Origin of the sequence: Vibrio sp. Isolate32, assembly GCF_022397955.1 — a bacterium.
Classification (GTDB): domain Bacteria; phylum Pseudomonadota; class Gammaproteobacteria; order Enterobacterales; family Vibrionaceae; genus Vibrio.
In genome coordinates this window covers 1-25,279 of record NZ_JAKEUQ010000013.1, presented here as the reverse complement: position 1 = coordinate 25,279, position 25,279 = coordinate 1, and the positions used below count along the sequence as shown (strand labels likewise).

Here is a 25,279-nt window from a genome sequence, read left to right as displayed (position 1 = left end):
CTAAAAACAAAACAACCTCAAGTACCGAAAATGGCAACTTGAGGTTGTTAAATCTAATATTGGCCGAAGCCTATATTAATAATTACAGGTCGAATTTAACTTCGTCTAGAAGCTTGATTGCAGCTTCGTGGTGATCTGCGATTTCGTCTAGAGAAATTGTATCTGCTTTGAATTCCCCCCAAGAAGCAACTAGCTCAGAAGGTTTAACGTCAGCTTTAACTGGGTATTCGTAGTTTACTTCTGCGTACATGCCTTGTGCTGTGTTACCAGATAGGAATTCCATTAGCTTAACTGCATTCTCTTTGTTTGGAGAGTACTTAGCCATTGCCATACCAGAGATGTTTACGTGAGTACCAGTCGTCTCTTGGTTAGGGAAGTTGATGTAAACAGCGTCAGCCCAAGCTTTTTGCTCTTTATCGTTAATCATCTTACCTAGGTAGTAGCTGTTACCAAGAGAAACGTCACATAGACCTTCTTTGATAGCTTTAACTTGTGCACGGTCGTTACCTTGAGGTTTACGAGCTAGGTTTGCTTTAACGCCTTCTAGCCACTCTTTAGTTTCTGCTTCACCTTTATGGGCAATCATAGAAGATACTAGAGAAACGTTGTATGGGTGCTTACCGCTACGAGTACAGATTTTGCCTTTGAATTCAGGCTTAGCTAGGTCTGCATATGTGAAGTCTTCACCTAAACGACCAACGCGATCACGTGAAGAGTAAACGCTACGAGTACGAGTTGTTAGAGCAAACCACTCGTTGTCTGTATCTTGGTATTGAGCAGGGATGTTCTTTTCTAGAACGTCGCTGTTTACCGCTTGAACTAAACCTTTTTCAGTTAGCTCAGATAGACGGCTGATATCAACAGTTAATACCACGTCTGCAGGGCTGTATTCGCCCTCTTGAGCTAGCTTCTCTGCTAAACCTTTCTTAGCAAACTTAACATTTACCTCAATACCCGTCTCTTTAGTGAACTCATCGAACATTGGCTCAACAAGGAAAGGTTGACGGTAAGAGTATACGTTTACTTCTTCTGCAGCCATTGCTGCTGGTGCGATAGTGCTGCACGCAATAGCTGAAAGAGTTAGCAGTTTTTTCATGATTCAATCCTTTTTGCATAGAAATGATAATATTTATCAGTTGCATTATTATATTCATCAGTAACATAATTACAATGACGTCTGACAAAAAAATAGCCCGCTTAGCCCCTTCAAACCCTCACTTTTGTAACAATTTATTTCTGTAAACATTGTCATTATTTTTAATATTGTTATACCAAATACCTTCTTCATAACGCCTTTACGGCGCGTCCATACAAACAAAGAAACCCCACAACCATTTGGATGTGGGGTTTGTTCGTTTAAATTTAATTTCGTTCTATTTGAGTATGTTTCTTATCACCTAAACAATCCAATAGCGACGTTATTTTACAGATACAAACTCAGGGTAAGCACCTACACCACAGTCATGCATGTCCATACCTTCTAGCTCTTCGTCTTCACTTACACGAATACCGATTGTCGCTTTAAGTACAGCCCATACCGCTAGACTCGCACCAAATACCCAAGCAAAGATAACTGCTGCGCCGAATAGCTGTGCGCCAAATGTTGCATCAGTATTGCTTAGTGGCACAGCCATTAGGCCGAAGAAACCACACACACCGTGAACTGAAATAGCACCTACTGGATCATCAATCTTAGCTTTGTCTAGAGCAATGATGCTGAACACCACTAGTGCACCAGATACTGAACCGATTGCCACTGCAAACAGAGGTGATGGTGATAGAGGGTCTGCAGTGATTGCTACTAGGCCAGCCAACGCACCGTTAAGAATCATCGTTAGGTCCGCTTTACCCCAAGTTGTCTTACATACTAGTAGTGCTGCGATTGCACCCGCTGCTGCTGCTGCGTTGGTGTTAAGGAAGATTTGACCCACTGCTGTTGCGTTCTCGAAATCTGAAACCATCAGTTGAGAGCCACCGTTGAAACCGAACCAACCAAACCAAAGGATGAATGTACCTAGTGTAGCAAGTGGCATGTTTGAACCAGGAATTGGGTAGATTTCACCGTTTTTACCGTATTTACCTTTACGAGCACCAAGTAGTAGAACACCTGCTAACGCTGCTGCTGCACCCGCCATGTGTACGATACCTGAGCCTGCGAAATCACTGAAGCCTGCTTCTGATAGGAAACCACCGCCCCAAGTCCAGTAACCTTCCATTGGGTAGATAAATGCTGTTAGAACTACAGAGAAGATTAGGAATGACCAAAGCTTCATACGCTCAGCTACTGCACCAGATACCACAGACATTGCGGTTGCAACGAATACTACCTGGAAGAAGAAGTCTGATTCTAAAGAGTGGTCTGCACCTTCACCTTGAGTACCAATCAGAGTACCGAATGATGGTAACCAACCGCCTTCGCCGTTATCGACATACATAATGTTGTAACCAACGACTAAGAACGCAGTACATGCAATCGCGTACAAGCAGATGTTCTTAGTTAAAATCTCTGTGGTGTTCTTTGAACGAACTAGGCCTGCTTCTAACATTGCGAAGCCTGCTGCCATCCACATTACCAACGCACCTGAAATGAGGAAGAAAAAAGTGTCTAGTGCGTAACGTAGTTCCGTTACTGTTGTTGTAAGTTCCATATTAAAGTCTCCAGTCCTTGTAATTCTTTAAAGTGCTTCTGCATCCATTTCACCAGTACGGATTCGCACGGCTTGGCTTAGGTCATACACAAAAATCTTACCGTCACCGATTTTGCCTGTGTGTGCCGCTTGACTGATCGCTTCAACAACTCGGTCAACGTTTTCAGCTTGAGTCGCAATCTCTAGCTTCACTTTTGGCAGGAAGTCGACTTGGTATTCTGCACCACGGTATAATTCAGTGTGTCCTTTCTGACGACCAAAGCCCTTCACTTCAGAGACCGTCATACCTTCAATACCCACATCAGATAGCGCTTCACGTACGTCATCTAATTTGAATGGCTTAACAATGGCATTTATTAGTTTCATATTCGTTCCTTAAATTCTTCACTAATTCCGTTAATTCTCTTATTACAATCCAAGTAGTGTGCCAAAAAGTTAACTTATTGATTTTTAATAATATGAAGATAATAAGGTACTGATAACAAAAAAGGTCGCACCAATTTGGTGCGACCTTTTCACTATCTTAATGCGTGACTCTATTATTGCTCCAGTTTTGGGCAACTGAGTTCGAAGCTCTTTTACAACAACGGTTAGTAACCTAGAAACTCAATCCAATGCTCGATTAGCAGCTCGAAGTCGTCAATTCCACAACTTGCTTGGCTCTCACAATTGTAGAAGTCGAACTCGCTGCCCTCTTGCATCTCTTGATCATGACCCAATACGTTTTCTTGAATCGTTACTTCATCTTCATTGATCGCTAGGCTGATCTCTTTACCAAGTAACGTCACTTCGTTGCTCTGATCCTGTCTTGATTGCTCGATAAGCGCCATCACATGATCCAGTTTCTGCTTATCTTTACCGATCTCTTCTTGTAACCAGCGGCCAACGATCTCGTGTCCCATGCTGCATTTCACGTAGTACTCACCCATTAGAGTGTTTCTTGTAAATTCGAATTCCATAGTGGCTCCACGCAGTAACTGCAAACAGGGTTAAAAATGAGGCGAGAGTATATAGCGAAGTGATCAATAGATCGAGTCGCTCGTTACCTAACATTCAGGCATAAAAAACGCCTACCGAAGTAGACGCTCTATCATTTGGGTTCCTCTAAATAGTTGGAGTGGCAGCTAGGCGACAAGTACGTTCATCCCTATGAGCATAGAAGCTCTATGCGATTAGGGCGGCCGGCGATCCGGTGAACGTACGCCGTCAACAACGCTGCCGCTACAAATATGACGAGGAACTAGGCTGGTTCTTGGAAAATAACCGTGTCCGCTTTCTCCGTGTACTGACCCATTTTATGGAAGTTCAGGTAACGGTATGTATCGGCAGCCGTTGCATTGATCTTATCCGCATACTCTAGGTACTCTTCTTTCGTTGGGATACGACCTAGAATCGCACCTACCGCAGAAAGTTCAGCAGATGCTAGGTAAACGTTAGCACCTGTACCCAAACGGTTCGGGAAGTTACGAGTAGACGTAGACATTACTGTCGATTTGTCTGCAACACGCGCTTGGTTACCCATACATAGTGAACAACCCGGAGTTTCGATGCGAACCCCAGCACGACCGAAGATACCATAGTAGCCTTCTTCTGTTAGCTGGTCTTTATCCATCTTAGTTGGCGGAGCCACCCATAGACGAGTGCTTAGCGAGCCGTTGAACTCTTCAAGCATCTTACCTGCAGCACGGAAGTGACCGATGTTAGTCATACAAGAACCGATGAACACTTCTTGGATTTCTGTACCTTGAACGTCAGAAAGAAGACGAGCATCATCTGGATCGTTTGGTGCACATAGGATTGGCTGGTCGATGTCAGCAAGATCGATTTCGATAACGTGAGCGTATTCCGCATCTGAATCGGCAGACAGCAACTCAGGGTTCGCTAGCCACTCTTCCATTGCCGTAATACGACGCTCGATAGTACGAACATCACCGTAGCCTTCAGCGATCATCCACTTAAGCATAACGATGTTTGAGTTCAGGTACTCTTCGATAGACTCTTGAGACAACTTAACGGTACAACCAGCCGCTGAACGCTCAGCAGATGCATCAGAAAGCTCAAACGCTTGCTCAACAGACAGGTGCTCAACACCTTCGATTTCTAGTACACGACCAGAGAATTCGTTGATCTTACCTGCTTTCTCTACTGTTAGTAGACCTTGCTTGATGCCGTATAGAGGAATTGCATGTACTAGGTCACGTAGCGTGATACCCGGTTGCATTTCACCTTTAAAGCGAACCAAGATAGACTCAGGCATATCAAGAGGCATAACACCTGTTGCTGCCGCAAATGCAACTAGGCCAGAACCTGCAGGGAATGAGATACCTAGAGGGAAGCGAGTATGTGAGTCACCACCTGTACCTACAGTATCAGGAAGAAGCATACGGTTTAGCCATGAGTGGATAACACCATCACCAGGACGCAGAGAAACACCTGCACGGTTCATGATGAAATCAGGTAGCGTGTGGTGCGTGTTAACGTCAACTGGTTTCGGGTATGCCGATGTGTGACAGAAAGACTGCATCACTAGATCAGCAGAGAAGCCAAGACACGCAAGGTCTTTAAGCTCATCACGCGTCATAGGGCCAGTAGTATCTTGAGAACCTACTGTCGTCATCTTAGGCTCACAGTATTGACCCGCGCGAACGCCTTCAACACCACATGCTTTACCAACCATCTTCTGAGCTAGTGTGTAGCCTTTATCAGATGCCGATGGATCAACTGGCTTAGCAAATAGGTCTGTTTCTTCTAGACCAAGAGAAGCACGAGCACGACCTGTTAGGCCACGACCGATGATAAGTGGAATACGACCACCAGCACGAACTTCATCAAGCAGTACTTTGCTTAGCTCAAAGCTAGAGATCTCTTCACCGTTTTTACGTACAACGCCTTCGTATGGGAAGATGTCGATAACATCACCCATGTTCATGTTTTGTACGTCTAGTTCGATAGGCAGTGCACCTGAATCTTCCATCGTGTTGTAGAAGATTGGAGCAATTTTACCACCAAGACAAACACCGCCAGTGCGCTTGTTTGGTACGAACGGGATATCTTCACCCATGAACCAAAGTACTGAGTTTGTCGCAGACTTACGAGAAGAACCTGTACCAACAACATCACCTACGTAAGCAAGCTGAATGCCGTCTTTTTGCAGTTCTTCAATTTGAGATATTGGGCCAACTGTACCTGGTTGATCTGGGTTGATGCCATCACGTTCCATCTTCAACATCGCTTTTGCGTGTACTGGGATATCTGGACGTGACCATGCATCAGGTGCTGGAGATAGGTCATCAGTGTTCGTTTCACCAGTGACTTTGAATACTTTTACTGTGATTTTTTCAGCGACTTTGTCTTTCGCTGTGAACCATTCAGCATCAGCCCAAGATTGAAGGACTTGTTGAGCTGATTCGTTACCAGCTTTTGCTTTCTCTTCTACATCGTAGAACGCATCAAACATCAGTAAAGTGTGAGACAGTGCTTTCACAGCGATTGGAGCAAGCTCAGCATCATCAAGTAGAGATACTAGAGATTCGATGTTGTAACCACCTTGCATAGTACCAAGCAACTCTGCAGCTTTTGCTTTGCTTACTAGCGGAGATGCTACTTCACCTTTAGTGATAGCCGTTAGGAAGCCCGCTTTTACATAGGCAGCTTCATCTACGCCTGGTGGAATGCGGTTTTCTAGTAGGTCAAGAATAAACTCTTCTTCACCTTGAGGTGGGGTCTTCAGAAGTTCAACTAGGCCAGCTACCTGCTCAGCATCTAGTGGTTTTGGAACAACTCCTTCGGCAGCACGTTCTTCGACGTGTTTACGGTAGGCTTCAAGCACGACTTTTTTCCTCTCATTGCGGTTCACTTCTCACCTTCATAATTGTTAGTAAAATAAAGAAGTGAACATCCTTGGAAACTTGGCTCTCCATTGCCATTTTTGTCATTCAATTTGTATTGATGAGCGGCGTCATAGAGGCCAAACTGTGGGCGGTAGAATAGCAAATTTAACGTTAAATTAAAATCTTATCATTTTGACCAACATAGCAAGTTAAGACGAAAGTCCCACTATTTTTGGCTATTTACGCACTAAAATGACGACTCTACGCATGATTATTTGTAAGACGTACCAACAATCAAGTAAACCGAATCGAAGTTATCTTCCGTGCGTCCATAAGCCAAGATGATTGGCCCAATTGGGGAGTCGACACCAGCGAAAACCGAGCCCGCGGTATACATTGGTGCTTTATTAAGCTTCAAATCATTGTTCGACCAAACGCCACCATACTCAATGGATGCGCCCACGTAGAACGGTGATTTAAAGAGGCCGAAGTCATTTTCAAACCACTTGTAACGATAGATAAGGCTCGTATAGGCCAAGTTCTGACCGATCATACTATTCCTTGGAATACCTGACAGGTTTAAAAAGCCACCAAGCTCTTTGGGATCAATAGGGAAAATGGAGTTCTTACTCTCTACAATACCGTAATCGACCTTTCCGACTAAAGTATGCTTATCGATACTCTTTGCAGCCATTAAATTAGCCGAAAACTCATAAACCGTATCACTCTCAGACGTTAAATCCGATTCACCAACAGAGCTGTCATTCTCAAAATCATCATGAGAGACAAGGTACTCTAAATCTACAAAGTAACCCTTGGTCGGTAGGCTGAAGTTATCCAAAGTATCCAGTCGGTAACCAATGAACCCACCAATACGCTTGTAACCGCCGCTGCCCAATGAAGGTAGCGACGATACTTCAACATCCCCATCAGTATAACGAACACCAAATTTCAGCTCCTGCCACAAGGTAGGTTGATAGCCTAATGCTAATTCACCGACATATTCGCTATAAGTCATAGGAAAGTAGTCTTTCGTTGCGTCCAGTGTTGGCTCTCCAATTTCATCCTCAACCGCTGGCAAGTTTCGATTCTGCTTACTGTAAACAACCGATGCTGAAGTGAACAATTTTTGACTAGAAAAGAATGGCGAGTATATTTCCGCCTCAATTCGTTTATCCGTACCCATCTCTAAATTCGTTCTTAACTCAGCACCGTGTGAGTTGATATCGGTAAAATTGGCAGAGACACCAATAGAATATTGGCTCGTAGTTGAGAAATCATCTTCGAGGAAGAATCGAAAATTAAGGTAATTTGGCCCCCAAGACTTTTCGTTCACATCGACTTGAAGTTGCTCTTCACCTCCAACATAATCAAACTCATAAGTAACCAACTCAAATCTATCAAGTGCATAGAGATCTTGCACTTTAGATTCAATTTCTCTGGTCTTTAGGATCTTACCAGAATCTAGGTCTAAACGGTTTTCGAGCAACTTATCTGAATAGTGAGTATTGTTGTTGATGACAACCCTATCGACGACAGTCTTGTCGCCATGTTTTAGCTGCTTTCGAGCTTGTTGCTTATGCTCGATATACTTCTGATAATCTGCGTTGGAGAGTGACAGTTTGGAGAGTTCAAAGCGATTCTGGATCGCAGCGTTATAACCCGCTTGATAGGCAGCCGGCATCTTATCAAATTCAGTTGTATCCATTTGCCCAACATCAGGGCGCAGGAAAACATCGTCATCGGTCAATGTTTCCGCTTGCTCTTGAGTACTACGACGAACAAGGTAGTTAGAGAGTTGTTCGGCAGCCGCCAAAAAGGTTGTAAAGTCCTCTTTGTCTTTATAATTTGAACTGATATCAACGGCGATCACGATGTCAGCACCCATCGCTCTGGCAACATCAACCGGCATATTATTAGTGACACCGCCATCAACCAACATTCGACCATCTAGGGAATAAGGGGGAAGCGCGCCGGGTACCGACATACTGGCCATCATGGCATCCACTAGGTGCCCATGATCAATGACCACTTCCTCTAGTTTAATAATGTCGGTTGCGACGGAGCGATAAGGAATAGCAAGATCGTCAAAAGAGTCGAGTGGCGACAGGTTACCTGTTGTTTCACGCAGAATACGCAGCATATTCTGGCCTTGAACCACGCCTTTTTTGGCTTTAATTTCTCCCCAACCTAAACCAAGATCGGTATTCAGTTGATAACGATCTTCATACTCTTTATCTCGTACACGACGATCACTGCGGTTTACACGGTCACGGTAACCATGATTCCAATCTACCGTATAGATAAAGCTTTCAATCTCCTCTGCGCTCATACCTGTCGCATAAAGACCGCCAACATATGAACCCATACTGGTACCAGTAATGTAATCAACCGGAATTTGCATCTCTTCGAGAGCTTTAAGTACGCCAATATGAGCAGCGCCTTTTGCACCGCCACCTGCGAGAACAACAGCGACCGTTGGCCTCTTATGATCTTGTTCAAGTTCAACATGTTCGGATAAATCAACCTGCGTCGCGGTCGCTGCGAACAGTTGAAAGCTGATCACAATACCGACCATACCTAAGCCGCTCACTAACCAACGAGAAATCATTATTTAAGCTATCCTTGTCATTGTTTTCTGTTATGACTTTACCATTGAAAAAGCTTTTTTAGCCACTGTTTTGGTTGACTTTCACAACCCTTTTTAAGGTTTCCATTTTCATCCCAAACCGGCAATTTAACTGCGCCATCACAATCAAATTCCAACGCACCGTCAGACGTACGAGTGAAACTCGCGGTTGCGATTCCGTTTGGCCAAGGCAGTAGTAACTGTTCAGGCGTTCTCTGCTTCAAGTAATCAGCGTAGACACGTAATGCACCACTAGAACCAGTAAGCTTAGTCGGTTTATTATCATCACGTCCAAGCCAGATGGTTGTTACTTCGCGCCCGTCAACACCTACAAACCAACTGTCGCGGCTGTCATTACTGGTACCTGTTTTACCGGCTAGTCCTGCCCATGCAAACTGGTTCTGTAGGAATCGACCTGTACCTTCAGATACACCGCGTTTCATTGCGTAAGTGGTTAGCCAAGCGGCTTGCTGATCAACGCGCTGCGATACGCGAGGGATAGATTGGTATAAAACCTCACCGTCACTATCAACCACAGAACGAAGCGCAGACAAAGGTGCAATACGACCTGAGTTGGTGATCGTTTGGAACATCTGAGACACTTGGAACGGTGTTAGAGAGAACGCCCCCAAAAACATCGATGGCACTGGGCGAATCTCATTTTTATCGACACCCAATTTACCTATAGTATCGGAAACCTTATCAATCCCTAACTGCATCCCTAGACGTACCGTTGGTACGTTATAGGACTTAGACAATGCCACGTATAAAGGCACTTCGCCGCGGAACTTTCGGTCGAAGTTTCTCGGGCTCCATACACTGCCCTTACTGCCTTTTAAGCTAAGTGGCGTATCCATCAAGGTCGTTGCCAATGTGTACTTTTCTGGCTGCTCAAGTGCAGTCAAATAAACCGCTGGTTTCACCAATGAACCGATAGGTCGGCTTGCATTCAATGCACGGTTAAAGCCGTCATAGCCAGTACGCTTACCACCGACCATTGCTCGGATTTCACCGGTATTTCTATCTACCGCGATCGCTGCAGCCTCTAATTTATCACCTGCCGTTTTCGAAAGTTCAGGTACCTTGCGAGCAATCGACTTCTCTAGCTTGTCTTGTGAAACCGGGTCCAAAGAGGTGAAAACACGTATTCCTTTCTTCGCTTGGAACCTATCACCAACGTACTTTTTCAGCTCGATGTTGACCTGTTGGAAATACGCAGGCTGACGGCTGGCAATGCGCGGATTGTCTTGAATGTCCAAATCACGGCTTGCTGCTTCTTCATATTGTCTTGGGGTCAAAATATCTTGTTGCATCAACAAGCGAAGAACCAGATCGCGTCGAGTTTTTGCGCGCTCTGGGTAGCGAACTGGGTTGTAATACGATGGCCCTTTCACCATACCCACCAGCAAGGCTAACTGGTCAATACGCAATTCTTGAATCGGTTGGCCGAAGTACAAACGCGAAGCCAAACCAAAACCGTGAATCGCTTCACCGCCATTTTGGCCTAAGTAAACCTCGTTTAAGTAAGCCTCTAAAATACGGTCTTTGCTGTAACGATGATCCAAGATAAGCGCGATATAGGCCTCACGAATCTTACGCCAAAGCGTACGTTCACTAGATAAGAACAGGTTTTTCGCGAGCTGCTGTGTCAGTGTACTACCACCTTGTACAGTGCGCCCTGCCTTAACGTTAACCACCATTGCACGAGCAATCGCCAAAGGTGAAACCCCATCGTGCTGGTAGAAGTTTCTATCTTCCGTCGCCAGCAGAGCATCGACCATCACTTCAGGGAACTGGTTACGTTTTAGGAACAGACGTTGCTCATCATTGCTTTTCTCAAGCATACCCAACATCTTAGGTTCAACACGCAAATACCCCATGTCGCCTTTCTTCTCTAGCGACTGAATACGAGTTAACTCGTTACCATTGAAGTGCAGCATCACGTGACGATCGGCTTCCGGCCCATCGACAAACTCGAACGGACGGCGAATCATCTCAATTTTAGTTGATGAAGAGGAATACTCACCAGGATGACGAGGAGAGCTAACCTTACGGTAATTCAGCACATCCAGTTCATTCTTCACCTGAACAAGGCTAATCTGAGTACCAGGAGATAAATCCAACACACGCGCATAAACGACCGTTGGTAAATCAAATAACTGGCCCTCAAAGCGCTGCTTCACTACGGAGTCTAGGTAGATACCGACAAACAACAGCAAGGCAGCCAGTGCTAAGCCAGCCTTCCACGCGATGCCCCATAGGATCTTTAACCAACCTCTGTTGCCCGTCTTTTTCGCTTTCGACTTGCCTTTCTTAGCGGCCGCTCTCGGCTTTCTTGGTTTCGCTTTGGTCGCTGGTGACTTCTTTGCTGGCGCTTTTTTAGGTGGTGCCTTTTTTGGCGTTAACATTTTGGTCATCATCGGTTCAACTGTCGTTTGGTTTTAGTGGTTGCAACATGGTTAGCAGGGTCATCGGGCCAAGGATGTTTTGGGTAACGGCCTTTCATCTCTTTTTGCACTTCTTTGTACGCGCCAGCCCAAAAGCCAGCTAAATCCTGAGTAATTTGTAATGGTCGCTGTGCAGGAGAAAGTAATTCAAGCACAACCTTTTTACGCCCTTGGGCTATCAATGGTGAGTCTTGCTCACCAAAGACCTCTTGCATTCGAACCGAGATCACGGGTTCAGATTGATACTGGTATCGGATCGCCTTTTTACTGCCTGTAGGCATCACGTAATGGGTTGGCAACCACTGGTCAATCTCTTGATTTAGAGGCCAACCAAGATAGGCTGAAAGCGCCTGCTCAATCGAAACGCTTGACAGCCCTTTCGCAGATTTAATGCCATTCAAATACGGCGATAGCCAAGTATCAAGATGTTCAACTAAGCTCGCATCGTCCATTTCTGGCCAGTCATGCTCCGGCATCCAAAGTTGAGCGCAGCGCACGCGTTCAACAAGTTGCTTCGCCGATGGCGTCCAATTTAAACGGTCCAGTCCACATCGAGCGATGTAATTCAACAGCGCTTGGCTAATCTGACTTGCATCAGGAGCAGGTAAAGCCTTGGTGCTTATAACCAGTTTACCCAAAGTCACTCTTTGCTCTGCGACTAAACGGCCTCGTTTTTCGTCCCAGTCAGCATAATCTGAAATAACAAAAAGCTTAGGGAATGCTTCTTCTAACTGTGCAATATCAACGGGCGTCGCTAAGAAAATCTGACTAGCACGCCCAGTGCTACGCATCAAATCAATCACCACGATATATTCATTGTTTGCCAATGGATCGTCATCGCGCACCTCTGCACCGTGGCCGTTCGCTAACAGAAAAGCATTACTGTTGGCACTTCTTGCTTGAGCTATTCGGTCAGGGAATGCAAAACAAAGCACCAATGGTAGCAATGATTCGTCAAGTTGTGACAAATCTAAGTGATGATTCAGTTTGCTAGCGAGATTTTTCGCTCGCTGCATCACAACGCTATTTTTCGAGTGCTTTCTTTGTTTTAGCCTATGTAGCGAATGCTGAATATCCGTGACATTGCGCTCTGGTTCTTCCAATAAAGCGGCAGCAACAATAGCAACATTCAACAAGGCTTTGCCCTGCTGCGCTTTAATCAGCATGCTTGCAATTCGCGGCTCAAGACCTAATCGCTGCGCTTGCTTACCTAGCGGGGTAAATTGACCATGAGTGTCTAATAGCTCAAGACTTTGCAGCAGTTGCTTAGCTTGCTCAATAGAGGCTCGTGGTGGAACATCGAGCCATTGCAATTCATCCGCATTTACTGCGCCCCATTGGGTCAACTCTGCCACCAGCGAGGAGAGGTCTGAATGGAGAATCTCAGGCTCTGGTACAGCGGGTTGCTGCATTAACTGCGTTTCGCTGTACAAACGAACGCACAGCCCTTCTTCAATTCGCCCAGCACGCCCCGCACGCTGCTCAGCAGAAGATTGCGAAATTTTGACTTGCTCGAGCTTGGTGATACCAGTTTTCAAATCAAACTTAGCGACTCTTTCAAGCCCTGAATCCACTACTAATCGAATACCTTCGATAGTCAAAGAGGTTTCCGCGATATTGGTGGCCAATACCACCTTTCGACGCCCTTTCTCTGATGGCGCGATCGCTTTCTGCTGTTGAGGAAAGCTGAGTTGCCCGTATAAAGGACAAACATCAATATCACTGGCTAAGTTTTCTAACTGAGTTTCCACCTGCTTTATTGCAGAGACTCCAGGCAGGAACGCCAATAGTGACCCCGACTCCTTCTCCATTAAAGAACGAATCACGTTAGCCATTTTAGGTGCCAAGTAATCATTAGTACCCAAAGGCTGGTAACGGCATTCAACCGGAAAAGTGCGACCTTGCGACTCAACATACTTAGCCTTTGGCAACAAGGACTGCAGAGCTTGTTGATCTAAAGTGGCCGACATCACTATCACTTTCAGATCGTCACGTAGCGCTTCTTGGATCTCCAAGCTAAACGCCAATGCCGTATCCGCATGAATACTGCGCTCATGGAATTCATCGAAGATCACCATATCGACCCCGGTGAGTTCTGGGTCAGTTTGGATCATTCTGGTCATGATCCCTTCGGTAACGATCTCCAAGCGAGTTGCACTGCTGGTTTTAGATTCACCACGAACTCTAAAACCGACGCTCTCCCCGACTTTTTCTCCCAATTGGCTCGCTAAGTAAGTGGCAATATTTCTTGCAGCCAACCGCCTTGGTTCAAGCATGATGATTTTGCCTTGAACGGCGTTGGTCTTAACTAACTGTAAAGGGAAGAATGTTGACTTACCCGCACCGGGAGCGGCCTTTAGAATAAGTTGAGTGTGTGTTTCTACGCCAGCGAGCAAATCTGGCATCACAGCTTCTATGGGCAGTTGTGGCAATGGGAGAACCTTGTGGTGTAATGTTGGCAACATTGTACATAAAAACCTACCCGTCTAAATAAGTAATATGCAGTTCAATCCGCCATTAGAGTCAGCGACTCTTATCAAACGCTACAAACGTTTCCTCACTGACATCAAACTTCCCGACGGCAGCGAGCGTACTATTCACTGTGCCAATACTGGAGCGATGACAGGATGCGCGACTCCGGGTAATACGGTGTGGTATTCAACCTCCGATAATGCAAAAAGAAAGTACCCAAACAGCTGGGAGATCTCAGAAACGGACAAAGGTCACCGGATTTGTGTAAATACTGCGCGAGCAAACCAGCTAGCAGTGGAAGCAATTGAAAATAAGACTATAGTTGAACTCTTAGGTTATAACGCGTTACGAACCGAAGTGAAATATGGTAGCGAGAATAGTCGAATTGACATTCTGCTTGAAGATAACGAAAAGCCGCCTTGCTATATCGAAGTAAAAAGCATCACCTTACTCGATGAACAAGAGACCTCAACTGAGGGGCAAGGTTTTTTCCCTGATGCGGTGACAACCAGAGGCCAAAAACATCTGCGTGAACTCACAGAAATGGTCGAATCTGGAAATAGAGCCGTACTTTTATTCACTGTTTTACATTCAGGTATTGAAAAAGTGTCTGCGGCACACCATATAGACGCCAAATATTCGTTATTACTAAAACAAGCACAAGACGCTGGAGTTGAAGTGCTTTGCTACAAAGCAGAGCTCAGCAGTACTCAAATACAACTAAAACAATCTGTTGAATTTATCAGTAACTGAACAAAGATGTTGAACAAATCACATTGATTGCAAGTTTGAATAAGAGTATTTGCCACCATTCGTTCTTTCTGCTATAGATACCCGCCTTAAAATTAGCTGCTTTGCAGTTGACTAGGTGTAAATAGGAGATGCTGTATGCCAGAATCTAAGAAAAAAGCGCTAGGCATCCTAGCCATCGCAGGTGTTGAACCGTACCAAGAAAAGCCAGGTGAAGAATACATGTCACCTGAGCAAACGGAACATTTTACAAAAATTTTAGCAGCTTGGCGCAACCAGCTCAGGGAAGAAGTTGATCGTACTGTGCACCACATGCAGGACGAAGCAGCGAATTTCCCAGACCCAGTTGACCGTGCTTCTCAAGAAGAAGAATTCAGCCTAGAGCTACGTAACCGTGACCGTGAGCGTCGTCTAATCAAGAAAATTGAGAAGACACTAGACAAGATCGAAGAAGATGATTTCGGCTTCTGTGATTCTTGCGGTATCGAGATTGGCATTCGTCGCCTTGAAGCTCGTCCAACTGCTGACCTTTGTATTGACTGTAAAACACTTGCAGAGATCAAAGAGAAACAAATGCAAGGTTAATACTTGCGGATGTAAAGAAAGGGAGCTTTGGCTCCCTTTTTTGTTTGCTGCCTAAGCGAGATACCTTAGATAGCAATGAGCAGTGTTAAAACGAGTGCTAAACAGCAGAAGTACTCGCTGCATGTATGAAATACATTAAACGTCTTAAAAATCGGCTACTGCGGTATCCTCTAGATTAGGTTGTTCACATATGAATTATATCGGGCGCTTTGCACCATCACCGTCAGGTCCTCTTCATTTTGGCTCACTGGTTGCTGCTCTTGGCAGCTACTTCCAAGCAAAGTCTCATCAGGGACAATGGTTAGTCCGCATGGAAGACCTAGATCCGCCAAGAGAGATGGCTGGCGCTGCAGACCTGATTCTTAAGACGCTTGAGGCTTACCACCTATTTTGGGATGGCAAAGTCATTTATCAGAGCCAACGACACGACCTATACCAAGCACAAATTGATCAATGGGTGACTGACAACCAGGCCTACTACTGCCAATGCACGCGCAAACAGATAAAAGCCTTGGGTGGTTTCTATAATGGCCATTGTCGACAGGCTGGGTTAATTGATACTGGCGAGCAAGCTGTGCGTTTATGTATGGATTTCCCAATCGAGTCATTCGACGATGTTCGCCATGGCACCATTCAAATCCCTAAAGCATTGGCTAAAGAAGATTTCATCATCAAACGCCGCGATGGCTTGTTTGCTTATAACTTGGCCGTGGTACTTGATGATATCGAGCAAGGCGTAACTGAGGTGGTAAGAGGCGCTGATCTCATCGAACCGACAGGCCGCCAAATTAGTCTTTATAAGACACTGAAGCAAAATACAGTGAGCTACTTACACTTGCCATTAGTGACCGATGCGTCTGGCAATAAACTATCAAAGCAGAACCACGCCACGGCTATTGACCTCGATAACCCTAAACCAACACTGCTCAATGCCATGCAGTTCTTAGGTTTTGAAGTTCCTAATGACGTTTGTGAGGCTTCAATCGATGAGATATTGGCATGGGGCTGCCAGCAATGGAACGTTGCTCAATTACCTGATAGTTTACAAAAACAACACTGCAATTAGCTCAAAACTCACGGCAAATAGTACAAACGACACACAAAAATGCCATAACCAACCACTGTGGTTAAGCAGACGATGTTCTCAAATGGCTCGCGCTAAGCTATTATTAGCCGCAATTAAACTCTGCACTACCACTTTGGACTAAGAGAAAAACAAAGTTGGCGATACCTACTTTGTTCTAAACTAATGAATACAAACGACAATACCCCAAGCGAACAACGCGGATTCCACGAACTAGCACTGAATATTTATACTCGCCAAGAGCACAATATTTCACGTAAGCAGATCAGCGATAACGCACTAAAAGTACTATATCGCCTGAATGGTGCGGGTTTTGACGCATTTTTAGTCGGTGGTGGTGTGCGTGATATCTTACTTGGCTCTCAACCAAAAGATTTTGATATTGCGACCAACGCTACGCCAGAGCAGATCAAGAACCTGTTCCGAAACTGCCGCCTAATCGGTCGCCGTTTCCGCTTGGCACACATCATGTTTGGTCGTGACATCATTGAGGTGGCAACTTTCCGAGGTCACCATCAAGAACCATCTAAAAACGTATCTGCACAATCGAAAGAAGGCATGCTATTACGCGACAACGTGTACGGCAGTGTTGATGAAGATGCAGAGCGTCGCGATTTCACTATCAATGCGATGTACTACAACATTGCAGACTACAGCATCCACGATTACGCAGGTGGTGTAGAAGATTTAGAAGACAAGCTGATCCGTCTAATTGGCGATCCAGAGACACGCTACCGTGAAGACCCTGTACGTATGCTACGTGCAATGCGTTTCTCGGCGAAGCTGGATTTCGATATTGAAGAAGACACCGCTGACCCAATTGAAGGTTTGGCGCACCTTCTAAAAGACATCCCAGCAGCGCGCCTTTACGAAGAGTCTCTAAAATTACTGCAATCAGGTCACGGTTTAGAAACCTACCACCTGATGCGCGAGTACAATCTATTCCAACATATGTTCCCAGCAGTAGCAGAACACTTCACAGAAGATTACGACTCTCACACAGAGCAGATGCTTGATTTGGTTCTCGATTCAACCGACCTTCGCATCGAAGATGGTAAGCGAGTAAACCCAGCATTTATGTTCGCAGCGATGCTTTGGTACCCAATGAACAAGCTGGCAGACAAACTTGTCGCTGAACAGGGTATGGCACACTACGATGCGATCATGGAAGCGAGTAACATCATTCTTGATCAGCAAGTAAAGTCTATTGCTATTCCTCGTCGTCACACCGCAACCATTCGCGAAGTTTGGCAACTGCAACTTCGACTGCCTCGTCGCAACGGTAAACGCGCTGTTCGTCTAATGGAGCTCAACAAGTTCCGTGCAGGCTACGATTTCCTAGAAATGCGTGGGGAGATTGAAGGTGGCGAAACCAAAGAGTTAGCAAAATGGTGGGAGCGTTACCAGACCGCAGGTCGCAACATGCGTCAAGCAATGGCTAACGACGTTGCTGCACCATCAAAGTCAGGCCATCGTCGCCGTAAGACTTACCGAAACAAAAAGAGTAAGCAATCCGAATGATAACTGCTTACATTGCGGTCGGCAGCAACCTTGCCGACCCAGTTAGCCAAGCAAATTTGGCTATCGAAACGCTAAAAAGCCTACCGCGATCAACGTTTATTGCGACCTCTCAGCTATATAGTAGCACTCCAATGGGGCCGCAAAATCAACCAGACTACATCAACGCGGTAGTCGCTATCCAAACCGAATTAACGCCAATTGAACTGCTTGATTGCACTCAAAAGATCGAGTTAGAGCAAGGGCGCGTCCGTAAAGACGAACGTTGGGGTCCAAGAACCTTGGATCTCGACATTGTGTTATACGGCAATGAGGTGATCGATTCAGAGCGCTTAACCGTTCCTCATTATGGAATGAAAGAACGAGAGTTTGTACTCTATCCGCTTGCTGAAATCGCACCAAGTTTACAACTCCCTGATGGGACTGAGCTGACAGAACTACTGAAAATAGTAGATAAGAACGGGCTCAATGTTTGGCAACAATAGCCAAGCGCATTAAGGAAAACCAATGAAAAAAGTAACCATTAACGACCTGATCAAATGCAAACGTGAAGGCCGTAAATTCGCGACTTCGACGGCTTATGATGCGAGCTTTGCTCAATTATTCGAAAGCCAAGAAATGCCAGTTCTGCTTGTCGGTGATTCACTGGGTATGGTTTTACAAGGCCATAACGATACATTACCAGTAACTGTTGAAGACATTGCTTACCATACGCGCTCAGTGCGTGCTGGTAGCCCGAACTGTCTTCTTATGACTGACATGCCTTTCATGAGCTACGCAACGCCAGAGCAAGCTTGTGAGAGCGCAGCTACCTTGATGCGTGCTGGCGCGAACATGGTAAAAATCGAAGGCGGAAGCTGGTTGGTTGATACTGTGAAAATGCTAACAGAACGCGCAGTACCAGTATGTGCGCACTTAGGCTTAACGCCTCAATCTGTGAACATCTTTGGTGGTTACAAGGTTCAAGGTCGCGACGACGATCAAGCAGATAAAATGGTTGCTGACGCACTCGCCCTACAAAACGCAGGTGCTCAAATCGTTCTACTTGAATGTGTGCCAGCTTCATTGGCAAAACGAATTACAGAAGCTTGTCACGTGCCAGTAATCGGTATCGGCGCAGGTAATGTTACCGATGGTCAGATCTTGGTTATGCATGACATGTTCGGTATTTCTGCGAACTACATGCCGAAGTTCTCTAAGAATTTCCTAGCAGAAACAGGTGATATGCGTAAGGCAGTAGCTCTATACAAAGAAGAAGTAGAGAGCGCGCGCTTCCCTGATGAAGCTCATACAATTGCTTAGGAGTAAGTATGCAAACTTTTGCTGAAATAGCGGCTCTTCGTGAGCAGATTAAACAGTTTAAGCGTGATGGACGTACGGTTGCTTTTGTACCGACAATGGGAAACCTGCATGAAGGCCACCTTACTCTGGTAAAGAAAGCTCGTGAACTAGCAGACATTGTAGTGGTAAGCATTTTTGTAAACCCAATGCAGTTTGACCGTGCCGACGACCTAAACAACTATCCTCGCACATTAGAAGCAGATTTAAGCAAACTAACAGGTGAAGGTGTTGAGTTAGTATTTACACCCACGCCAGAGGTTATGTACCCAGAGGGATTAGACAAACAGACGTTTGTTGAGGTTCCAGGCATATCTCACATGCTTGAAGGTGCATCTCGCCCAGGTCACTTCCGTGGTGTAGCGACGATTGTCACCAAGCTGTTTAACATTGTTCAGCCAGATTTTGCATGCTTCGGCAAAAAAGACTTCCAGCAGCTTGCTGTTATTCGCCAGATGACCACTGACTTAGCGTTGGACATTAAAGTTGTGGGCGTTGCGACCGTTCGTGAAATGGATGGCTTAGCAATGAGCTCTCGCAATAGCAACCTAACGATTGACGAGCGCCAACGAGCGCCAGTTCTAGCGCGTACTATGCGCTGGATCAGCAGTGCTATTCGTGGTGGTCGCGATGACTACGCATCAGTGATTGAAGATGCAACCGACCAGCTACGCGCTGCAGATCTGCAACCAGATGAAATATTCATTTGTGATGCGAAAACGCTCCAAGCGATCACTCCAGAATCGACTCAAGCTGTGATTCTAATGTCGGCTTTCCTAGGTAAGACTCGCCTTATCGACAACCAAGTTTTAGATTTGGTAACGGAAACCAAAGAAGAAGTGAAAGAAGAAACCGCTGAGTAATCGCTTTTTGCTCTTTACGTAGACCAGCTCCTAACGCGAAGTAAAAGCACAAACGAAAGATACAAAAAAGGTCGATGTAATATCGACCTTTTTCTTTGCCTGCGATTCTGGGTAACCAGTTATTTACTACGACTGGTATTAACTGCGTAAGCCGATACCCTTAGTCACTAGGTAGTGTGCAATGCCATACAACGCTACGATAAACACACCCAATACACCAAACGACGTCACAATACCCACATCAGACACACCCAAGAAGCCATATCTGAACGCGTTAACCATGTACACGATAGGGTTCAACTTCGATACACCTTGCCAGAATTCAGGTAATAGACTGATCGAGTAGAACACACCGCCAAGATAAGTCAGAGGCGTCAGGATGAAGGTCGGAATGATCGAGATATCATCAAACGTGCGTGCGAACACAGCGTTAATCAAGCCACCCAGAGCGAACACAACTGAAGTTAAAAATACCGTCGCTATAATCACGCCCCAATGGTCAACTTGTAGGTCGACAAAGAACAACGACACGAACGTTACTATGGTACCCACTAACAAGCCACGAACTACACCACCCATTACGAAGCCGGCGATAATCACGTAGTTAGGAACAGGTGCTACAAGCAACTCTTCAATGTTCTTCTGGAATTTAGCACTAAAGAACGACGAAGCAACGTTGGAGTACGAGTTGGTGATCACTGACATCATGATCAGGCCGGGCACAATATATTCCATGTAGCTAAAGCCGTTCATTTCACCAATACGCGCACCAATCAGGTTGCCGAAGATGATGAAGTAAAGCGTCATGGTAATTGCTGGTGGCACCAAAGTTTGCACCCAGATGCGCGTGAAGCGATTAATCTCTTTGGTCAACAAACTGCAGAAAGCTGTCCAATATAGGCTGTACATATTATTTACTCCCTTCACGGACGATACTTACAAATAGCTCTTCTAGACGGTTTGCTTTGTTACGCATAGAGAGGACTTTAACCTGTTGCTCGCTCAATTGAGCAAAGATGGTATTCAAACCTAGGTTCTTGTCGATTTCGATTTCTAGCGAGCCATTGACCATCACTTGGCTATTAACGCCTTCAAGCTTAGGTTCAGTCGCCCCCACTTCCAGATCCAAAATAAAGGTCTCCGCACTCAACTTGCCCAACAACGCTTTCATTGTTGTGTTCTCAATTAGCTCACCGCGATTAATGATGCCAATGTTACGACACAACATTTCTGCTTCTTCTAGGTAGTGCGTCGTCAAGATAATGGTAATGCCCTGCTTTTCGTTGATCTCTTTTAGGAACTCCCACATTGAACGACGCAGTTCAATATCAACGCCAGCTGTTGGTTCATCAAGGATCAACAAATGAGGTTCATGCATCAATGCACGCGCGATCATCAAACGACGCTTCATACCACCAGACAAGTTTCTCGCACGTTCGCCACGCTTTTCCCACAAATCGAGTTGAGATAGGTACTTTTTCGCTCGTTCTTTCGCTAATGCTTTTGGCACGCCGTAATAGCCCGCCTGTTGCAACACTATCTGTTCGACGGTTTCGAACGGGTTAAAGTTGAACTCTTGAGGCACTAGACCTAAGTTCTGCTTCGCCAACTCCAGATCGGTATCAATGTCGTAACCGAACACTTGAACCTTGCCTGAAGTTTTATTTACCAGTGAAGAGATAACACCAATTGTGGTTGATTTACCCGCACCATTTGGACCAAGAAGCGCGTAAAAGTCACCTTTTGCTACCTGTAAACTGATGCCTTTAAGTGCCTCGAAGCCACCAGCATAAGTTTTTCTTAATTGCTCAATTTCTAATGCATACATAGAGATGATTGCCATTTGCTATAAATAGTGTGGTTAGCCGGACAGGATGAAGAGAACGAAACCTGAAATGAACCAGTTAAACTAGCTCAAGATAATGTACGCGGCCATTTTGCAAACAAGTTTATCGTTGAATAACGATTAATACAAATATCGTGTGAGAGTTTCTTTGGAGAACAAGTAAGAATGTTAACTACGGTGAAGAGGAAATCAGCGTTCAACAAATATAAAAATGCCGCTAAGTTATTCACTTAACGGCATTAATGGTCCGTCATAAGTTGAGCGTCTATGGCTCATTCATGTCATCTTATTAAAGAATAATTAAACTGACTCAAATTGATGTTCATCTCTGTCGACATAGCTTGTTGCCGCTGTCAGGGCTTCATATCTGAAGCGATAAGTGTTCGATTCCGGCACTAGGTCAATTACGTGGAACTTCTCTAGTTGCAGACGAGTATTCTCATTAGGACACAGCAGGTACACCTCACACTGCGCATCCAATGCATCTTTAATCGCATTCTCTAGCGCAAGGCCAACAGTGACATCAATCATAGGCACATCCGTCAGGTCTAGAATCATCGCTTCATAATCCGAGATACTTGAGTGCTGACGTGAAATAGCCTTTGAGACACTGAAGATCATCGGCCCTGATAGATAGAAGAACAAAACCTTACCATTTGCATTATCAAGCAGTTGGCGTTCACTATCAGTCAATGGAATATCGTCTTCATCATCACCATCACTGATCGCCTTAACTTGTCTAGCTTGCTCTCGGCTCAATCTTTCGATAATTAGGATATTCGAGATAAACACACCCAGCCCGACCGCGATGATCAGGTCAACGAATACGGTCAATAGCATTACACCGTACATCACGCCCATACCGGCATAACTCACCTTGTGCGCACGCTGAATGAAACTCCAATCAAGAATGTTGAAACCAACGTACATAGCAATACCAGCCAGCACCGCCATTGGGATAGGTTCAGTCAACCCACCTGCAACCAATACTACGAGCGCTAATACTAGAGCTCGGATCACACCAGAAAGCGGAGAACGCGCCCCCACCTGAATATTAGTCACGGTCCCCATGGTTGCACCCGCACCAGGTAGTGCACCAAATAGACCAGAGATCATATTCGCAATGCCTTGGCCGCGAAGTTCTTTGTCTGAATCATGCTCTTTACGAGTCAGTGAATCTCCGATAACCGCGGTCAGAAGCGTATCAATACAGCCAAGAGTACCCAGTACTAAGGCATCAATAACCATCTTAGTGAATTGTTCAGCGCTGATCGTAGGGATAACGAGAGAAGGCAGACCGGCTGGGATTTCACCAATACGGCGAATAGAATCGGTATCGAAAAAGATAACTGACAACAGAGTGACGGCCACAAGCGCGACCAGTTGCGCCGGTACATATTTACGATACTTAGCTGGGAAACCAAACAGAATACCGAGCGTCAGTGCACCTAGAAATAGCTCACTCACTTTTAAGTTTGCTAGCGTATCAGGCAAAGCAGAGAGTGTGCCCATTACACCACCTGATGGAGCAGCATGTCCTAACAATGGAGACAGCTGCAAGATGATCAGAATAACGCCAATACCCGACATAAATCCGGAGATCACGCTATATGGCATCAAAGTAACGTATTTTCCTAACTTTAACGTGCCAAGTAATATCTGAAATGCACCGGCCATCATCACAACAGTAAAGGTCATGGCCATACCCGTTTCAGGATATTTAGCTACCATGCTCGTCATTACGGCTGTCATGATCACCGTCATTGGGCCAGTAGGTTCAGAAATCAGACTACTCGAACCACCAAACAATGCTGCAAATAGGCCAACCATGATGGCGCCCCACAAGCCAGCTTCAGCTCCCGCACCGGAAGCAACACCAAATGCCAACGCTAAAGGTAACGAGATGATGGCTGTAGTCACACCGCCAAACATATCCCCTTTGAGATTGATATCCGTAAAACGACTTCCAAACAAAACACACCTTCCTGATGATGAAATGACAAACCTTATCACTTTAACAAATGTATCAAGTGTTCAGAAAGTGTTAATTCAATCACATTATTCATGTCTTATAACCGGATCATAGCTTCTACACTAAGTTAATGATTTTAACGACTAGTACACGTCAGATGAGTACTATTTGACACAGTTTTTACGAGATTGAATTTGTAACATTGTGTATAGTTGAGATTCTTAATTAAGGGATGTAAAACGCAAAATGCCAGAGATTAAACAGCTTTTTGAAAACAACTCTAAATGGTCAGAAGAAATTCGCTCTCAACGACCTGAGTATTTTACAACGCTTGAAGAGGGCCAAAGCCCCGGTTTTCTATGGATAGGCTGCTCAGATAGCCGTGTTCCGGCCGAGCGTCTCACTGGTTTGTATTCTGGCGAACTGTTTGTTCACCGAAATGTGGCCAACCAAGTGGTTCATACCGACTTAAACTGCCTCTCAGTTGTGCAGTACGCCGTCGATGTACTCAAAGTTAAACACATTATTGTCTGTGGTCACTATGGCTGTGGTGGTGTTAATGCGGCGATTGATAACCCTAAACTTGGCCTTATCAATAACTGGTTACTTCACATCCGTGACAACTACCTAAAATACCGTAAGCAAATCGAAGGGCTACCTCGTGAGCAATGGGGTGACAAGTTATGCGAAATTAACGTCGCAGAACAGGTTTATAACCTAGGCAACTCAACCATAATGCAAAATGCGTGGGAGCGTGGACAAGACGTTGAAATCCACGGTGTGGTTTATGGTATTGGCGATGGCAAATTGCAAGATCTTGGCGTACGTTGCTCAAGTAACGATACCCTAGAGAACAGCCACTTAGAAGCTATCAATAAAATCTTAACGACGCCTCTTCTTAGCCAACAAAGCTAATTATCTCAATCAAAATACAAAAAGCCCGCATCAAGCGGGCTTTTTTAAGGTTCATCGCGGATTAGCGGGAACTAAAAACAAAAAAAACGGTAGTAAGTGATAGGGTTTAGTCGCCAAACAAAAATCATACACAAACTACCGTTTCCATGCCGAATCATACTTTCCTATCTTCATTCTGGGAAGGCTTTAAAATAGTAAAGTCTCACCAGACAGCATCACTTATTACCCTGACTCTTAAACCTAACTCTGAGGCAAAATGCCCTTGTGGTCTTGAGGCCGAGGCTATCCATGAGTATCAATGGCGTCATGTAAAAGAGGCCATGTTGCTCGGTGTTCCTGTTGAGCTCTCGGTTCAAACACGAAGAATTAAGTGTCATGAATG

Annotated in this window: 19 protein-coding genes and 1 pseudogene; 9 read left to right on the top strand and 11 right to left on the bottom strand. The window is 45.2% G+C overall.

The window, feature by feature from the left end; genetic code table 11:
- Nucleotides 1-82: 82 nt before the first annotated feature.
- From L1D11_RS11700 to hrpB, 8 genes are all read right to left on the bottom strand, one after another.
- Nucleotides 83-1,096: a Fe(3+) ABC transporter substrate-binding protein gene (locus L1D11_RS11700; RefSeq protein WP_239832583.1), complete on the bottom strand. Its 1,014-nt coding sequence runs from the start codon at nucleotides 1,094-1,096 to the stop codon at nucleotides 83-85.
- Between the two features lie 322 nt (nucleotides 1,097-1,418).
- A complete protein-coding gene (locus L1D11_RS11695) occupies nucleotides 1,419-2,648 on the bottom strand; it encodes an ammonium transporter (protein ID WP_004738202.1) in 1,230 nt (409 codons plus the stop codon).
- A 27-nt stretch (nucleotides 2,649-2,675) separates the two neighbouring features.
- The gene (gene glnK, locus L1D11_RS11690; RefSeq protein WP_004738200.1) at nucleotides 2,676-3,014 is read right to left on the bottom strand and encodes a P-II family nitrogen regulator; all 339 of its coding nucleotides are present in this window, start codon (nucleotides 3,012-3,014) and stop codon (nucleotides 2,676-2,678) included.
- A gap of 224 nt (nucleotides 3,015-3,238) precedes the next feature.
- Nucleotides 3,239-3,607 (bottom strand): YacL family protein, encoded by a 369-nt coding sequence (locus L1D11_RS11685; protein WP_239833505.1) that lies wholly within the window; start codon nucleotides 3,605-3,607, stop codon nucleotides 3,239-3,241.
- A gap of 281 nt (nucleotides 3,608-3,888) precedes the next feature.
- Nucleotides 3,889-6,477, bottom strand: coding sequence for a bifunctional aconitate hydratase 2/2-methylisocitrate dehydratase (gene acnB / locus L1D11_RS11680; RefSeq protein WP_239833504.1), 2,589 nt, complete (start codon nucleotides 6,475-6,477; stop codon nucleotides 3,889-3,891).
- Nucleotides 6,478-6,749: 272 nt separating this feature from the next.
- Nucleotides 6,750-9,089 carry a patatin-like phospholipase family protein gene (locus L1D11_RS11675; protein ID WP_239833503.1) on the bottom strand — a complete coding sequence of 780 codons (2,340 nt, stop codon included), beginning with the start codon at nucleotides 9,087-9,089 and terminating at the stop codon, nucleotides 6,750-6,752.
- 38 nt (nucleotides 9,090-9,127) lie between these two features.
- Nucleotides 9,128-11,527, bottom strand: a complete 2,400-nt coding sequence (gene mrcB, locus L1D11_RS11670; protein WP_239833502.1) for a penicillin-binding protein 1B — start codon at nucleotides 11,525-11,527, stop codon at nucleotides 9,128-9,130.
- Entirely contained in the window at nucleotides 11,524-14,019 is a 2,496-nt protein-coding gene (gene hrpB, locus L1D11_RS11665; RefSeq protein ID WP_275665952.1) for an ATP-dependent helicase HrpB, read from the bottom strand. The genes mrcB and hrpB overlap by 4 nt, the downstream gene beginning before the upstream one ends.
- A gap of 34 nt (nucleotides 14,020-14,053) precedes the next feature.
- Between hrpB and sfsA the strand changes: the two genes are divergently transcribed.
- From sfsA to panC, 7 genes are all read left to right on the top strand, one after another.
- On the top strand, nucleotides 14,054-14,779 hold the full coding sequence (sfsA, locus tag L1D11_RS11660) for a DNA/RNA nuclease SfsA (RefSeq protein WP_239833501.1): 726 nt from the start codon (nucleotides 14,054-14,056) through the stop codon (nucleotides 14,777-14,779).
- Nucleotides 14,780-14,914: 135 nt separating this feature from the next.
- Nucleotides 14,915-15,361: an RNA polymerase-binding protein DksA gene (gene dksA, locus L1D11_RS11655; protein ID WP_004738189.1), complete on the top strand. Its 447-nt coding sequence runs from the start codon at nucleotides 14,915-14,917 to the stop codon at nucleotides 15,359-15,361.
- Nucleotides 15,362-15,551: 190 nt separating this feature from the next.
- Nucleotides 15,552-16,427, top strand: coding sequence for a tRNA glutamyl-Q(34) synthetase GluQRS (gene gluQRS / locus L1D11_RS11650; protein ID WP_239833500.1), 876 nt, complete (start codon nucleotides 15,552-15,554; stop codon nucleotides 16,425-16,427).
- A 183-nt stretch (nucleotides 16,428-16,610) separates the two neighbouring features.
- On the top strand, nucleotides 16,611-17,966 hold the full coding sequence (gene pcnB, locus L1D11_RS11645) for a polynucleotide adenylyltransferase PcnB (RefSeq protein WP_239833499.1): 1,356 nt from the start codon (nucleotides 16,611-16,613) through the stop codon (nucleotides 17,964-17,966).
- Nucleotides 17,963-18,448 (top strand): 2-amino-4-hydroxy-6-hydroxymethyldihydropteridine diphosphokinase, encoded by a 486-nt coding sequence (gene folK, locus L1D11_RS11640; RefSeq protein WP_019819796.1) that lies wholly within the window; start codon nucleotides 17,963-17,965, stop codon nucleotides 18,446-18,448. Before pcnB ends, folK begins: the two co-directional genes overlap by 4 nt.
- Before the next feature lie 22 nt (nucleotides 18,449-18,470).
- The gene (gene panB, locus L1D11_RS11635; protein WP_239833498.1) at nucleotides 18,471-19,265 is read left to right on the top strand and encodes a 3-methyl-2-oxobutanoate hydroxymethyltransferase; all 795 of its coding nucleotides are present in this window, start codon (nucleotides 18,471-18,473) and stop codon (nucleotides 19,263-19,265) included.
- Between the two features lie 8 nt (nucleotides 19,266-19,273).
- Nucleotides 19,274-20,164 carry a pantoate--beta-alanine ligase gene (panC, locus tag L1D11_RS11630; RefSeq protein ID WP_239833497.1) on the top strand — a complete coding sequence of 297 codons (891 nt, stop codon included), beginning with the start codon at nucleotides 19,274-19,276 and terminating at the stop codon, nucleotides 20,162-20,164.
- Nucleotides 20,165-20,302: 138 nt separating this feature from the next.
- On the opposite strand, the gene L1D11_RS11625 is transcribed toward panC, so the two are convergent.
- The 3 genes from L1D11_RS11625 to L1D11_RS11615 all read right to left on the bottom strand — a co-directional run bounded on the left by L1D11_RS11625 (nucleotide 20,303) and on the right by L1D11_RS11615 (nucleotide 23,942).
- On the bottom strand, nucleotides 20,303-21,073 hold the full coding sequence (locus L1D11_RS11625) for an ABC transporter permease (RefSeq protein ID WP_239833496.1): 771 nt from the start codon (nucleotides 21,071-21,073) through the stop codon (nucleotides 20,303-20,305).
- 1 nt (nucleotide 21,074) lies between these two features.
- Entirely contained in the window at nucleotides 21,075-21,992 is a 918-nt protein-coding gene (locus L1D11_RS11620; protein ID WP_239833495.1) for an ABC transporter ATP-binding protein, read from the bottom strand.
- A gap of 318 nt (nucleotides 21,993-22,310) precedes the next feature.
- On the bottom strand, nucleotides 22,311-23,942 hold the full coding sequence (locus L1D11_RS11615) for a SulP family inorganic anion transporter (protein ID WP_239833506.1): 1,632 nt from the start codon (nucleotides 23,940-23,942) through the stop codon (nucleotides 22,311-22,313).
- A gap of 286 nt (nucleotides 23,943-24,228) precedes the next feature.
- Here L1D11_RS11615 and can point away from each other — a divergent pair, with 286 nt between their 5' ends.
- Both can and L1D11_RS11605 read left to right on the top strand, forming a co-directional pair.
- Nucleotides 24,229-24,897 carry a carbonate dehydratase gene (gene can, locus L1D11_RS11610; RefSeq protein ID WP_239833494.1) on the top strand — a complete coding sequence of 223 codons (669 nt, stop codon included), beginning with the start codon at nucleotides 24,229-24,231 and terminating at the stop codon, nucleotides 24,895-24,897.
- 146 nt (nucleotides 24,898-25,043) lie between these two features.
- Nucleotides 25,044-25,279: pseudogene (locus tag L1D11_RS11605) on the top strand (ISL3 family transposase); the annotation flags it as partial.